Annotated in this window: 15 protein-coding genes; 4 read left to right on the top strand and 11 right to left on the bottom strand. The window is 45.8% G+C overall.

Going from position 1 to position 12874, the window contains the following annotated elements:
• Positions 1 to 129: 129 nt before the first annotated feature.
• A complete protein-coding gene (locus JGK16_RS21375; RefSeq protein WP_293192408.1) occupies positions 130 to 762 on the bottom strand; it encodes a L,D-transpeptidase in 633 nt (210 codons plus the stop codon).
• Between the two features lie 860 nt (positions 763 to 1622).
• Between JGK16_RS21375 and JGK16_RS21370 the strand changes: the two genes are divergently transcribed.
• Together JGK16_RS21370 and JGK16_RS21365 are read left to right on the top strand one after the other, a co-directional pair.
• Positions 1623 to 2120: an autotransporter gene (locus tag JGK16_RS21370; protein WP_293185026.1), complete on the top strand. Its 498-nt coding sequence runs from the start codon at positions 1623 to 1625 to the stop codon at positions 2118 to 2120.
• Positions 2121 to 2226: 106 nt separating this feature from the next.
• On the top strand, positions 2227 to 3573 hold the full coding sequence (locus JGK16_RS21365) for a PQQ-dependent sugar dehydrogenase (RefSeq protein ID WP_293192406.1): 1347 nt from the start codon (positions 2227 to 2229) through the stop codon (positions 3571 to 3573).
• 66 nt (positions 3574 to 3639) lie between these two features.
• Here JGK16_RS21365 and JGK16_RS21360 read toward each other — a convergent pair whose 3' ends face one another.
• From JGK16_RS21360 to JGK16_RS21335, 6 genes are all read right to left on the bottom strand, one after another.
• Positions 3640 to 4095, bottom strand: coding sequence for a DUF6575 domain-containing protein (locus JGK16_RS21360; protein WP_293185023.1), 456 nt, complete (start codon positions 4093 to 4095; stop codon positions 3640 to 3642).
• Between the two features lie 11 nt (positions 4096 to 4106).
• Entirely contained in the window at positions 4107 to 4538 is a 432-nt protein-coding gene (locus JGK16_RS21355; RefSeq protein ID WP_293185022.1) for a hypothetical protein, read from the bottom strand.
• A gap of 40 nt (positions 4539 to 4578) precedes the next feature.
• Positions 4579 to 5145: a DUF924 family protein gene (locus JGK16_RS21350; protein WP_293192404.1), complete on the bottom strand. Its 567-nt coding sequence runs from the start codon at positions 5143 to 5145 to the stop codon at positions 4579 to 4581.
• Positions 5146 to 5427: 282 nt separating this feature from the next.
• On the bottom strand, positions 5428 to 5790 hold the full coding sequence (locus tag JGK16_RS21345; RefSeq protein WP_293185020.1) for a peptidoglycan-binding domain-containing protein: 363 nt from the start codon (positions 5788 to 5790) through the stop codon (positions 5428 to 5430).
• Between the two features lie 262 nt (positions 5791 to 6052).
• The gene (locus JGK16_RS21340; RefSeq protein ID WP_293192402.1) at positions 6053 to 6691 is read right to left on the bottom strand and encodes a ThiF family adenylyltransferase; all 639 of its coding nucleotides are present in this window, start codon (positions 6689 to 6691) and stop codon (positions 6053 to 6055) included.
• A 165-nt stretch (positions 6692 to 6856) separates the two neighbouring features.
• Complete coding sequence (locus JGK16_RS21335) at positions 6857 to 7684, bottom strand: hypothetical protein (RefSeq protein WP_293192400.1); 828 nt, start codon at positions 7682 to 7684, stop codon at positions 6857 to 6859.
• Between the two features lie 297 nt (positions 7685 to 7981).
• Here JGK16_RS21335 and JGK16_RS21330 point away from each other — a divergent pair, with 297 nt between their 5' ends.
• Positions 7982 to 8374 carry a DUF4189 domain-containing protein gene (locus JGK16_RS21330; RefSeq protein WP_293185016.1) on the top strand — a complete coding sequence of 131 codons (393 nt, stop codon included), beginning with the start codon at positions 7982 to 7984 and terminating at the stop codon, positions 8372 to 8374.
• Between the two features lie 186 nt (positions 8375 to 8560).
• On the opposite strand, the gene JGK16_RS21325 is transcribed toward JGK16_RS21330, so the two are convergent.
• Positions 8561 to 8902 carry a hypothetical protein gene (locus JGK16_RS21325; protein WP_293185015.1) on the bottom strand — a complete coding sequence of 114 codons (342 nt, stop codon included), beginning with the start codon at positions 8900 to 8902 and terminating at the stop codon, positions 8561 to 8563.
• Between the two features lie 328 nt (positions 8903 to 9230).
• Here JGK16_RS21325 and JGK16_RS21320 point away from each other — a divergent pair, with 328 nt between their 5' ends.
• On the top strand, positions 9231 to 9527 hold the full coding sequence (locus JGK16_RS21320; RefSeq protein ID WP_293185013.1) for a DUF433 domain-containing protein: 297 nt from the start codon (positions 9231 to 9233) through the stop codon (positions 9525 to 9527).
• 43 nt (positions 9528 to 9570) lie between these two features.
• On the opposite strand, the gene JGK16_RS21315 is transcribed toward JGK16_RS21320, so the two are convergent.
• The 3 genes from JGK16_RS21315 to JGK16_RS21305 form a co-directional block, all read right to left on the bottom strand.
• Positions 9571 to 10221 (bottom strand): DUF1287 domain-containing protein, encoded by a 651-nt coding sequence (locus JGK16_RS21315; protein ID WP_293192398.1) that lies wholly within the window; start codon positions 10219 to 10221, stop codon positions 9571 to 9573.
• A 470-nt stretch (positions 10222 to 10691) separates the two neighbouring features.
• Positions 10692 to 12143, bottom strand: a complete 1452-nt coding sequence (locus tag JGK16_RS21310) for a hypothetical protein (RefSeq protein ID WP_293192396.1) — start codon at positions 12141 to 12143, stop codon at positions 10692 to 10694.
• 211 nt (positions 12144 to 12354) lie between these two features.
• Positions 12355 to 12819, bottom strand: a complete 465-nt coding sequence (locus tag JGK16_RS21305) for a hypothetical protein (protein ID WP_293192394.1) — start codon at positions 12817 to 12819, stop codon at positions 12355 to 12357.
• Between the last annotated feature and the right edge of the window lie 55 nt (positions 12820 to 12874).

Here is a 12874-nt window from a genome sequence, read left to right as displayed (position 1 = left end):
GGCATCTTGCCTGTTGCTAAGAAAGAAAGGGGGCGGGCAAGATGCCCACCCCACAATAAAATTAACTCTTTGTGGAACAGGCATCTTGCCTGTTGCTAAATATTTTCAAATACCACAGTTTCCGAATAATTACTTCTCAACTATCACCGGAGTACCCACTGCGACTTTCTCAAATAAAGCTTGGGCATCTTTATCAAACATTCTGACACAACCGTGAGAAGCCGCTCGCCCGATCGACTCTGGAGTCGGAGTCCCGTGAAAACCGATCACATTCTTACCATCCGTCCAAAACCCGATCCACCTGCTTCCCAGCGGATTGTCCGGCCCTGCGGGTACAAGTTCTCCCGTCCAAGGATGTTCCCAAACAGGATCTTTAATCATTTGCATCACTTTAAAGTTGCCCGTGGGAGTTTCCCAGCCGTCTTTCCCCACAGCCACCGGAAAACTGGCTTGCACCTTATTTTTGCGGTAAACATAGACCCGGCGTTCTCGCAATTTCAGCACTAAACGCACTTCCTCAATCGCATTTTCCGGCGCGTTTGGTTCCTGCGGAAGATACCTAGACGGTTCGCCTAATGGTGGCAGTTCGGGAACTCCGAGATTTGGCAATTTTACATCAGATTTTGGCTGCTGGGCGATCGCACTATTACTTAAATTAGCCACCGGTTCAGCAGTCGCTTGCTGCTGTAAGGCGACAGACAGCGCCGCTGCGCTCAAACTCAGCACAATTAAGTTGTTAAATAAAAATTTGCTGTTCACCATTATTTTGTTCGCTAAACTCTTCACCAGCAGTTCCTACAAAGTTCTTATCTAATTATCCGCAAACTGCACCGGAAAGCCAAAATTTAGAGATGGGTTTTTTACTGTAAATGCCCTGCCCAGTTTTGAGTTTCCATTTCACAAATCATAACTTATTTAACTGCCACAAAATTGGTTTGTAGTGAGGACTTTAGTCCTTGAAATTTGATGCGGACTGAAGTCCTCACTACAAACCAATGTTGTTTGTAGTGAGGACTTTAGTCCTTGAAATTTGATGCGGACTGAAGTCCTCACTACAAACAATATTTTTTATTGCGGGTAATTGACCGGAGATGATATAGCTCAACACAAGACTTACGCGGTAATACCAAATAAACCGGGGTTTTATACGGGGAACGGTGGCGCTCCGCTAGAGATTTTCGCGAACAAATCCGGTTGATGGGTAAATCGTGCAAGTCAATGATTGAATTTTACCTCCGACTCATTTGATTTTTTGATCTGTGGCAGACTGGCGATCGCAAATTGAAACTATGGCGCTGCTGCATCCGGCAAGCATAATCTGTCTGTTGGCAGAGTTTGCCGCCCGTGCCGCAACAGTTAGAGGGGCGCAAAAAAACGGAAACGGTCGATCGAACAAACTCAATATATCACGCCGACACTCTAGAGATCCGAAGCACTGAACTTCTTGTAACTTGGGAACTTATGATGTAAAATTTAGTCTTTCAAAACTTGTTCGATAATCTTTTTTTGAGATTGTCCTAAATTTACTACTCCGGGGATTAAACTGGATTAGGTTTAAAGGTTGGGACTTTCGCGCAGCGAAAGCAAGCCCGACCCTAAATAGCAGTTAATGTGAGGTTTCAATGCGTCTTCAGAAGATCAAATTATTTACAGGTGCAACCCTGTCGGTGCTAATATCGGCGGTTTCAGTGCTTCCTGCGATGGCTAACCCTCCAATTGAAATAGCCCAAACGCAGAGCACCACAACAGCCAACGCTCAAACCATTATTGGTTTTGTCAAAAATATTGTCGGCGACATAGTAACAATTAGCCCAGAAAGCGGGCCGTACAGGACTCTCAGGATTCAAAGATGCATCCTGAGAATTACTTCTCTGGTACCGGGAATGAAAGTCAGAGCCACCGTAGCCGGAGATCAGGTAGAAAGGCTCGTCGTGATCCCCGATTATAAAGTAGTCTCTACCACAGTTGTTCGTCCCCCCGCTCCAGCACCGCGTCCGGCCCCTGAACCGCCACCGCGTCCGGCTCCCGCTCCCCGCCCAGTTCCTCGTCCGGCTCCCGCTCCGGCTCCGCGTCCGATTCCGGCTCCGCGTCCAGCTCCTCCTGTGAGAGGACTTTGGTAGAACTAGATTTCTAACCAGAATTAAGCCACCGCGCGCGCGGTGGCTTCGCTTTTTCAGAGCAGTTAGAATAAAAGAATTGTCCAGCAATTGTTGAGAAATCGCTGCTATGTATTACCTGCGTTTCTTGCTGCTAATTCTGCTGTTACCCCTGGTTGCGTGCGATCGAGCTACCGATGCTACAGCGACTCCTGTACCCGCACCAACTCCGCTGTCGCAAATTCCCTCCGTTGCACCGCTGACAAATGTTCGTACAAATCAAATTGTACCGACCAAACCGCTTTCGCCGCAGCCGATCCGCATTGTTGCAACTGCTTTGCCGCAGCCTTTCGCCACCCAAAGCGCCTCGAAACCTCCTCAAGTAGTACCGATTCCCCCATCGCCAGTGCTGCAAGTCCCTCCTGGCTTTGTCGTCAGCGTTTTTGCTGACAATTTAGACGCTCCCCGATGGCTGGCTTTGACGCCGACAGGAGATGTTTTGGTAACAGAAACCAGGCAGAATCGGATTAGGCTGCTCAGGGATGCCAACGGTGATGGCGTTGCTGAGGTGAACATGACTTTTGCCAGCGCCCAAAACGGCTTAAATATTCCCTTTGGCATGGCTTTTGCCGATCGCTATTTCTTCCTCGGAAACAGCGCCGAAGTCCGCCGATTTCCCTACACAAAAGGGCAAGAACAATTAACAGGTACTGGTCAAAAGATTGCCGATTTACCGGGCGGTGGCTACAACCAACACTGGACGCGAAACGTTGTCGCCTCCCCGGACAACCGCCGGCTTTTTGTATCAGTTGGTTCCCAGTCTAACGCCGACTCCGAACCCTTGCCGAGGGCGTCTGTGCAAGTGATGAATTTGGACGGCACAAACCCGCAAACTTTTGCTTCCGGTTTGCGAAATCCGGTGGGATTGGATTTTCACCCAAAAACCAATCAACTTTACACGACAGTCAACGAACGCGACGGTTTGGGAGATGATTTGGTACCGGATTACTTGACAAGAATTCGTCAAGGCGAGTTTTACGGCTGGCCTTACGCTTATTTTAAGCCAAATTTGCTCGACCCGCGCCACGTCAAAAATGGAAAGAGCGATCGACCAGATTTAGCAGCTAAAACATTGATGCCAGACGTGCTGTTTCAGGCCCATTCGGCAGCTTTGGGACTTCAGTTTTACGACGGGAAAACGTTTCCCAAAAGATTTTTTAACGGCGCGTTTGTGGCGTTTCGGGGTAGTTGGAACCGGAATGCAGGAACGGGTTATAAAATTGTGTTTGTACCTTTTAATGCGGCGACTGGACGCCCTCAAGGTTATTATGAGGATTTTCTGACTGGTTTTCTCACCGATCCGTCGGGCCCGAAAACTTGGGGGCGGCCTGTTGGTTTGCTGGTTTTACCTGATGGGAGTTTATTGTTTACTGAGGAAGCGAATAACCGGATTTATCGCGTGCAGTATCGTGGCTGAGCAAAGGGCGATGGATTAGATACCCGACTTCTTGAAGAAGTCCGGTATCTGGCTGTTTAATCAGCTTCAAACCTTGCTAAGTTGAGATTCACCGGAAACTTTTTGAAAAATTAACAACTTATCTTCTGCCGCTGTTTCGCGATTTAAATCAGACAGTTCGTAATAGGAATCTGTTTCTGGCAAGTAGATTTCCGGTAAATTCTCAGGCAGGATTAAATAAGTGTTTTTCACCTGTAAAGCATTGTCTATATCTAATGAATATAGAAATCCGTCAACAGGATTTACAATTAACTGGTGAAATGAAACTTGTCCCTCTATGTAAAGCTTGAGAGTTGGTTGTGCAACTCTGAAAACCAACCAGCGATTGTACAAATTATCTACATCGCACCAAGAATAAAGATAGCTATCGCCGTATTCATTCTCAAAAAGCGATAGCAGGGGGCCGTCGAAATACTCTAAATTGACTATGCTTCTAAGAGATAAAGGAAATTTACTTAGTTTAAATCCTATTAATTGTTCCACTTTTTTTTACCTTACAATAAACAAGATGTTATTACAAATTTTGCTGCCAAATCAGCATTAGCAAACTCATGTAGGCTCAAGTGACCGTTATCATCTATTTTGGAGACAACTCCATCTGTCTTGTCGATCGCTCCTGCTGCTATGTGAGTCCCCAGAGAATCGCGCAGTTTTTTTCTTTTTTTTGTTAGTTTTAAATAACGGTTTTCGGCATTTTCCCTGGTATCAAATAATGATAGCGCATAACCTTGACACCTGGTAGCTTCAGTTTCTGGTTTTAGGTTGCGCTGCGGAGTTATTATCAGCACCGGTTTAAAGTTATTAATAGCTCGTTCATCATTGGGCTCAAATACAAATCTAAAAGCCAGCATTTCTTGCGGTTCATAGTCCAGTGGCGGGCATTTAGTTGAAAGCTTATCTATATGTTCTTGGTGTTTGAAACACATATTGATAATTTTAGTATCCTAAAGGTTTTGTGTAAGCGCCCTAAAATCCCGAACCTGGTTGTTTGAGAAACTCTGCTTCTGCGGGAGTTGTGTCGCGTCCGAGAATTTGATTGCGGTGGGGAAATCGGCCAAAACGCTCGATGATTTTAAAATGCCGCACTGCAAAATTAATGACTGATTCGCTGTCAGGTTCGCCGCTGAGTTGGCGAAATAATTGCACAGATTTTTGCTGGTGTTCTAAGTTTTCGCTGTGTTCAAAAGGCAGGTAGATAAACCACTTTTGTACAGTCAACAATTCGCGATCGAAGTTATTGTTAACAGCGTGTTGGGCGGCGGCTAAGGCTTTGCTGTCTGTGGCGAAGGCTTGGGGATTTTCGCGAAACATATTGCGCGGAAATTGATCGAGCAGTATGATTAATGCTAGGCAGTTTTCCGGGGAATCTTGCCAGGAGTAGAGTTTACCGGATGCTGCTAGTTCGTATTCTGCTAGAAATAGCGATCGCACTTCCGTATCAAAATCGGCATCTTTCTCAAACCACTTCTTTTGAACTTTACCAAATTCTGGAGAGTTCGATCGACCAAACCAAAAATCTAAAACTTCATTCATTATTAATCTAGTTAGCCATTGATTATTGATGGCAATTTAGGTATCTGTAGTTGCACAAAATCTACTTGATGTGCAACTACAAATTGCAGGGGTTAATGATTACCAAATATGAATCCGCGCCAACACAGGTACTTACTTTCCGACGCTATCGAGGGTGGAGAAAAAAAATTAGATTACAGAGTTTAAGCTTCCAGATTCATCTGTTATCGAGTAAATCTAAAATCTAAAATCTACAATCTAAAATCGACTGACTTAGGAACTTTTGCTGTCCGGTACTTAAATTTACGAACTGGTAAACAGTCTGTCCCAAGTTTTTCCTCCCACAATTCCGTCTACAGGAAGGTTGGCTTCCCGCTGAAATATTTTCACTGCATCTAGGGTTGTTCTACCAAAGATGCCATCAAGTGCGATCGGTTCTGGACACACACCGCGGGCGTTTAACAATTTTTGCAGTTTCCTCACATCTTCGCCTCTCGATCCGTGTTTTAAAATCCTTTTATGGAATCTAACTTCTGGTTCGTGGCAATCATTAGTGTGGCAAACTTTGTCGCCGGCGCCCCCTGAATAAGTGGCTGCATTGGCGCCTGTCAAAACTAATATGCCGAGAACTGCTAGTAAATAATAAAAAGTCTGCGATCCAACCATACTTTCCCTGTTAATTTTCTCAAGCGTTTTCTGCAAGTTTGACCCGCAACAAACGGGTAAAAGCCACCGACTAAAGTCGTGGACGATCTCAAAATTTTAGAATTTTGTTGAAGCTCCCAGATTCAATCCGAGAGTCAATCTAAAATCTAAAATCTAAAATCTAAAATCGACTGACAATTGTTTGAGAGTGAGAAACCGGGTTTCTGGGATGGAGGCGTCCAATCTCGATTGACCGGGTTTCTGGCAACAGTCAACCGACATTCTACAATATAAGTGGCTTTACTGCAAAATCTTTGATCGTGCAAGTTAAATTTTGTTGCTCTTGGGTTGCAGCAAAGGTAACAATTACTTCGCACGCTACAGAAACTGTCAGCATTACCAAGTTTCTCGCCAGCGGGTAATCGCAAACGTCATCATTGGCGGCGGAAGGAACCCGATAGTGTTGGTTCCAAATTATTTCGGAGTAATCGGCGGCTAATCCGACGTGCACGCAGGGAATGGAGGCACTCGCACAGTAATCTTTGACTGCTTGCCGCCCGATGCTGTTATCAAAAGTATCGATCGCCAGGGCGCTGTTGGCAAGCAGTCGATCGACATTGGCGGGTGTCAATTCCTTTGAGTGCGCGTCAACGCTGACTGACAAAGCGCGGTACAGGTTGTTGGCGAGAATTTTGGCTTTGAAGGCGCCGATGTCCGATCGATAATAGGGTTGAGTGGAAAGGTTGCGCTCTTCGATGCGATCGCGATCGACGACTCTTAACTGACAAAATCCCGATCGCGCCAGACTCTCTACAATATTCGCACCCAAAGCACCCGCGCCGCACACCGTTACCGGGAAATTTTTAATCAGCGACATCACTGCGGCACTTCGGTAAAGTTGTTCGTGAAAAAATATACTCATGACAGTTGACAGTTGATAGTTGACAGTTGACAGTTAGGAATTGGGAATTGGGAATTGGGAATTGCTCAGCTATTCTGCCTTGAATTTTTTAGGGCAAAAAATCTCAAAGTCTTGTGGGGTGGGCTTCTAGCCCGCCCCAGACGTACAAATTAAATGCTGTAAAGCTTATCGATTTTCGACTACTCCGACTAATGACTGCAAGTCGAAATCTTTGTCCAAGCCACTGAGACAAATACCAGAACTCATAACTGTTAAGTCATTTTTGGCGATCGCCGAACTATGATGTTCTCCACTAGCGCTAGTCCATTCAACCAACCAATAATCAGCGCGATCGCTAAAATCCCGCAACTCGCCGCCCCCCATCTGCAACGCCCGCTGCAAGCGCTGTTCGTCACGCACTTTCGGAGCGAAATCTTTAATATTTCGGCACACCAATTCGTAAACAATTCGCATTTCCGGCGTCATTCCTTTAAAGCGAACTTCTTGAGGCAAAATCAACTTTTTCAAAGCATCTTTCAACTCCTCACACAGCAGCGGATCGGCGCGCCGATCAATCTCTTCAAACCACAAACAATTACCGTCCCACCGCGCCACAATCTGCTCGAACTGGGAGCTTTCACTCACTAAATGTACTGCTACAGGTTTAGCAAAACCCACGCGCTGTTTAGCATCAGACTCGTTAACAGGATAGGCCAGCCAACTTTGCCCTTGTAGCACGCGAGCTAATTGCAAGCGAATCGGTACAAGCAGTTGCAAATACTCGGCGACTTGTGGCAAACTAGGTTCCTCAACTACAGCAGCAATTTTATTATTAATTGCCTCCAAAATAGCCCATCCTTCAAAGTTGCGCTGCTGCAATTGAAAAGTATAAATCATGCCACATATCTTTGTCCGCACCCTTCCCCCTCGAACGCAAGGAGCCAGGAATTGAGTATCGAGCAGTTCCCCTTCTTGGGCCGCGAGTTGGCTGATAATCTTGCGGATATTTGCCATGGAAGTGACCTCCTTCAACAGTTGACAGTTGACAGTTGACAGTTGACAGTTGACAGTTTAAGAGCGACCTTTACCTAGAAGGAAGAGGATTGGAGTAATGAATAGTCTGATTTTAATTTCTCCCTATCGGGGAGAGGCTTTCAACCAATTCTTTCTGGTAATTTTACTTGTTTTTACACGATCTGCATATAAACTAAGAGAATATAAACATTTACTAACAATCTTGACATCAAGGGAATTCCGAATATAATATTGAGCAAGTATTCAAAGTTAACGTTGTAAAAATATCAAGTAAATATGCTGCAAAAACTCTGTTTTAAGTTAGTAGTAGTGACAAGTCTGACACTTCCTATTGTTGGCTCTGCCCAAGTAGCTAAAGCTCAGAACACTCATGGAGCTACTGCTTATTCTCCGACTTCTGACGCCACCGGTATTAGTTGGGATCATGGTACAGAGAAAGAAGCACTAGATGCAGCAGTAGCCGCCTGCAATCAACAAAGTGGTGGGGCTAACGATTGCCAAGCGCTGACCTCTAATACCAATAATTGTGGAGCGATCTCAGTAGGCAAAGGAGGAGCAGGTGCGGGCTGGGGCGATGATAAAGCAGCAGCAGAAGCTCAAGCTCTCGCTGCTTGCAGCGAACTGGAAGGAGGCAACTGTAAAATTCAGCTTTCAGCTTGCAACAAGTAATTGAATGATGAATTTTTGTCGGAGTGGTGTATATTTTCTCTTGTAAAATAGCTGAGAAAATAGCCATATTATGTCCGTTTATTTACGCGAGAAAAATGGTTTCTAGTGAGGACTTTAGTCCGCAGAAAGAAGGACTAAAGTCCTCACTACAAACCAGTAGGGTGCGCCGCAGCGCACCTTACCCAATTAATCTCCTACTTCAGAGGTAACTGCATCCGGCGGCAGCAAACTTTCTAATCTATCTTTAGACCAGTATTCAGTAGGATAGGCGAGTGCAATAATATCAGAAAGTCGAATCAACCACGTAACTTGTCCGTAAGCATCGGTATTTTCCCCGTGTTCGTTAGGGGGAACTATCACCAAAAGTTCTGCAAACTCCCCGAACAAATTAATCGGGATGCCGCCGAAACTACTATTATTTGTTTTAATCCAAACTTTACAGCCTCGATCGAGGGCTTCTTGGAGTCGCTGGGACAGTAAAGTGGATTTTTTGACCTGGGATTTTTTGGCTTTCGACTTTTTTCCCATAGTTTTAAGAAGTTAAAGTAGTTGTACTGTGAGTTGCACGGTGGGTTACACAGTGGGTGGAGATTGGAGTGCGATCGTCTTCTAGGGCTTCGTTAACGCGATTTGCTATTGAAACTGACAAAACGAAAAAGGACGATCGCCCGATCGACACCCTACCAGTCTAGTCTATAAGAAAGTGCCACACTGCGATCGCCATAACAATTTAATTACAAAATCGGGAAATGAGCTGCGGTATCAAGTTACAGAGTGAGTTAACAGTCTCCGTATTTATACTGTGCCCAAATGCAGTATAATCGGCGAAGTCTTCCCAAATCGTTTAACTAAAACAATGGACTGGCGAAAGCTCATTCATCCCAACCCGAAAACTTCAACAATTCAACCACCAGCGCCAGAAACTCGATTGTCTGTAGAATTCCTGTTGGGGCTGTTTGCGGCGGGATGGACAGAAGAGCAAGTTTTAGAGAAATATCCTACACTCACTTCCCCCAAGCTGCGCGCTGCTTTGGCTGCTGCGGATTCGCAGTTAGTTTCATCCATCGCCAATCCTGAGTTACTGGAAATTATCGAACAAACTAGGGAAGAGTTGAGAATCGAGAAAAAGTTGCCGCTTGAGGAGATTGATTGAGGGAGATATTTGGGAGTAAAGTGCGATCGATTTTCGATGCTACTCAAAAATATCGATAATGCCCGATAATCTTCCAATTGAAGAGGACATCTTCCAATTTAGTCCCTGCACCGATATTGTGAACGATCGCAAATCTTCCCGAAGGCGATCGCACGTTGCTAACTATCCCGATATGAGACTCACCTCCACCTAGATTCCATGTTACTACATCACCCGGTTGATAATTATCTGCATTTCGAGTAACAGGTAACGATTTACCTTTTCGTTCAAAAAATACCATCAAATTAGGAACTCGGCGATGGTCGATATTCGGATCTGTGTTGGTCAAATTCCAATCTTTTGGATATGCGACAAAGTTCTGCTGCATATCTTGATGTACCTCTTGTTGCAGATCCACTTTTACTTGCCGAAATGCGCGAATTATGACATCCGTGCAAACACCTGTAGTCATCGGTACATCGCCACCAGGGTAGGGAATCGCTACATAAGCAGGATCGTAAGAATTGGTAATTTTAGTTTGGGCGATCGCATTATCGAGCACTTCACGAACTATCGGCGAAGTTACCGGCACTGTTGCGGGATTTAACTGGACAGTTGGAACAGAAATTGGCTTGACGCTTTTTTGCGATTGACAAGCAACACAGAGATAACTAATAATTAGAATAAACAAAAGAGTTTGCAGGCGATCGTACATTATTCAATCTCAATTTCTCCCTAAATTTTCTCTAACTATTTCCCTAAACTCCAACACCGCCTCAAGAGGATCGGGGCGTTGTACATACTCAGCCAGCAATGATAAATCTAAATTGGGCAATAACTCGCTTTGGTGGATTTTTTCATATTCGTCTCCCCGCAGATGATAAACTTCAAAGTGACGATTTTTCCAGAACCAAACTTCTTTGACGAGCCATGCCCGATTATATCATTTATCAGAATTCATGGGTTTAAAACCCCCGCAGGTTGGTGTCATGGGGAGCATCTCAGTTTTGTATTTATAGTGCGAGCGTCCCCGCTCGCGTATTGTACAATACGCGAGCGGGGACGCTCGCACTCAAAGAAAAAATATTTTTTACAAAACTGAGATGCTCCCGGTGTAATGTTTTTAGGGTGGGGTGTAAATCCCCATAGAAAAAACCTCCTACGACCTTTGTCAACTGTCAACTGTCAACTGTCAACTGTCAACTGTTTATCATCCCTGACAGGCAAAGCCACATCCAGAATTTCCATCAACAACTCCAGCCGCGAAGGACGAGACAACATCGGCACCAAGTTCGGCAGCGAGTAATAATCACCCGCAAATGTAAACGTTTCCACCGACACTTGCTTATCCTTCAATTGTTTTTCAACATAATCGCAGTAAGCGCCAACTCGCACAATCACCACATCAGGAATTACGCTCAAAGTGTGGCAGTATTTCTGATAAGCATCTGCAAAATAAGGTGCAGAGTTTTCGCCTTCATCTGTTACCATAATGAATTGCTCAACCACCTGCTTCTTAATCCGCATTGCTTCGATCGCACAACCGCAACTTGTGCCGCCGCCTGCGCGAATGTGCTTGAATGCGCGCTCCCAATCGGTCAATTCGCTGCCGTTTGCTTGCACTGGATAGGGCATCGTGTCAAAGGCGTAGACGTACAGCGCAGCCTCGGAAATGCCCGAAATCATGGCAGCGAGACGCTTGCCAACTTCGATCGCACTTTCCATACTTCCCGACTTGTCAACCAACAAACCCGTGGCTTTAACAATCTTGCCGCGCTTCTTCACCTGTTCGTTAGTTACCGCTTCCAGCTTCGCCGTTGTGGCTGCGTCGAACTTCGCGCCCGCACCGGCAACACTGGCTTTGTATGCAGAAACCCGATCGCACTTGGCGGCTTCATCCAACTTCGAGTCAATCAACAGCTTGACTTCCGGGTGATCCATCGCGCCGCGAGACTGAATTGATTTCAGGTTGTTGATGACTTCCTGCGGCGACATCGAATTAATCAGCGCTGCTAACACCGTTGGCGTGAGCATTTTGATCGCACCAACTGCGATCGTATAGGGAATCTTGTACTCAACAATCAAATTCGCCTGTTCCGCAGGAGTCGCAGCCTTCGCTAACTGCTTCAAAACAAATGCCAGCGAGTCTTCCGGCGGATTGTCCTTAAACAGAATAGCATTAGCTCGATCGCTCGGCTTGACGTGCAGAGTCGCGTATAAGTGCTTCATCGCCTTGCGGTTGCGGATGGCGGCGCGATCGAAAAACTGGGCATTCTTTTCGCGCGATCGCAGATAGCGAGTGACAGCAGTGCGCGCGCTGCGAGGCAGCTTATTTTGGTGCTGCTTCATAAAGTCCACAATCCGCGAAACCTCGTAGGGCGGGAACTCTTGTAACATCATAAACCCGGCGTCTCGGTGCTCTGTCAGCGCCGAAGTCAGCAAGTTTCCGGCAAAAACTTCCTTGTGGTCGCGCACGTCGCCGTGACGCTGATACCACACTGCTAAATGACCGTAAAAAATTGGATCTAATTCGATAATTAACTTGTGAATTTCTGTCACCTTTTCCAGTTGTCGGTGAGGTGTGGTGAGCAGACTGTTGAGCATTTCTAAACGTAAATCGCGCTCTGCTGTATTCATTGGTGCGGCCTCCAGTTGTGGTTTTGGATTGGCGATTTTGGATTTTCAATTATTAGGAATATCCAAAAATCTGCGGGTGGCAGTTGTTGCACGCTTGGCAATGAATATCGTAGTCACCGCGCAAGTTTGAGGAGCTTTGTTTTTTTAACCTTAGAAGGGTTGGTATGTAAGCTCTTCGGATTGGGGCGCGGCAACAACTGCTATTTTAAAACTATTTCAGGGAAAATTCTGGGATTTCGATCGCCCTTAAATCCGGTTCAACCCAATTATTTCGGGCTTCGGAGGACATCAGGTGCTCGCGGGTGTAGTGGTTCCAGGGTAAAGTGCGATCGGCATATTCTGCAATCAAACCGTTAGCTAAATGTACGATCGAGCGATTCCGGCCTTCATCTGCCAGATACTCGCGCACAGTTTGCGCCCAAAATAGCGTTAGCGTTTCGTGATACCCGCTGTTTGGCGTGCTTTCAATGCCATTGGCAGAGTTGTAACGTTTGATGCCATTGCGAATTGCATCGATCGCCTCTGAGTCCGATTCGCCAAACAGAAAATACCATAAAGCAACGGTTAAATGGGCTTCATGCGTCCATTGGCTGCGCGGGAGGCTGCATTCTTGGAAGGCGTGGAGGAGGGTATCTATCTCGTAGGGCGATCGGTAAATTGCAAGTTTATTGCTCATAGCTAATACCCAATCAATTTCTTAGTCCGCGGAGGCGGACATCGTTTGTGTAGTA

The organism is Microcoleus sp. PH2017_09_SFU_O_A (assembly GCF_020738625.1).
Lineage (GTDB): Bacteria > Cyanobacteriota > Cyanobacteriia > Cyanobacteriales > Microcoleaceae > Microcoleus.
This window is presented reverse-complemented; position numbering and strand designations above follow the sequence as displayed.

What these genes read in the sequence shown, in the direction of transcription:
- JGK16_RS21320 (WP_293185013.1), top strand. Translation starts at nt 9,231, where the DNA reads ATGGACTGGCGAAAGCTCATTCATCCCAACCCGAAAACTTCAACAATT.
- JGK16_RS21305 (WP_293192394.1), bottom strand. Translation starts at nt 12,819, where the DNA reads ATGAGCAATAAACTTGCAATTTACCGATCGCCCTACGAGATAGATACC.
- JGK16_RS21315 (WP_293192398.1), bottom strand. Translation starts at nt 10,221, where the DNA reads ATGTACGATCGCCTGCAAACTCTTTTGTTTATTCTAATTATTAGTTAT.
- JGK16_RS21370 (WP_293185026.1), top strand. Translation starts at nt 1,623, where the DNA reads ATGCGTCTTCAGAAGATCAAATTATTTACAGGTGCAACCCTGTCGGTG.
- JGK16_RS21340 (WP_293192402.1), bottom strand. Translation starts at nt 6,691, where the DNA reads ATGAGTATATTTTTTCACGAACAACTTTACCGAAGTGCCGCAGTGATG.
- JGK16_RS21335 (WP_293192400.1), bottom strand. Translation starts at nt 7,684, where the DNA reads ATGGCAAATATCCGCAAGATTATCAGCCAACTCGCGGCCCAAGAAGGG.
- JGK16_RS21310 (WP_293192396.1), bottom strand. Translation starts at nt 12,143, where the DNA reads ATGAATACAGCAGAGCGCGATTTACGTTTAGAAATGCTCAACAGTCTG.
- JGK16_RS21355 (WP_293185022.1), bottom strand. Translation starts at nt 4,538, where the DNA reads ATGTGTTTCAAACACCAAGAACATATAGATAAGCTTTCAACTAAATGC.
- JGK16_RS21350 (WP_293192404.1), bottom strand. Translation starts at nt 5,145, where the DNA reads ATGAATGAAGTTTTAGATTTTTGGTTTGGTCGATCGAACTCTCCAGAA.
- JGK16_RS21365 (WP_293192406.1), top strand. Translation starts at nt 2,227, where the DNA reads ATGTATTACCTGCGTTTCTTGCTGCTAATTCTGCTGTTACCCCTGGTT.
- JGK16_RS21345 (WP_293185020.1), bottom strand. Translation starts at nt 5,790, where the DNA reads ATGGTTGGATCGCAGACTTTTTATTATTTACTAGCAGTTCTCGGCATA.
- JGK16_RS21325 (WP_293185015.1), bottom strand. Translation starts at nt 8,902, where the DNA reads ATGGGAAAAAAGTCGAAAGCCAAAAAATCCCAGGTCAAAAAATCCACT.
- JGK16_RS21375 (WP_293192408.1), bottom strand. Translation starts at nt 762, where the DNA reads ATGGTGAACAGCAAATTTTTATTTAACAACTTAATTGTGCTGAGTTTG.
- JGK16_RS21330 (WP_293185016.1), top strand. Translation starts at nt 7,982, where the DNA reads ATGCTGCAAAAACTCTGTTTTAAGTTAGTAGTAGTGACAAGTCTGACA.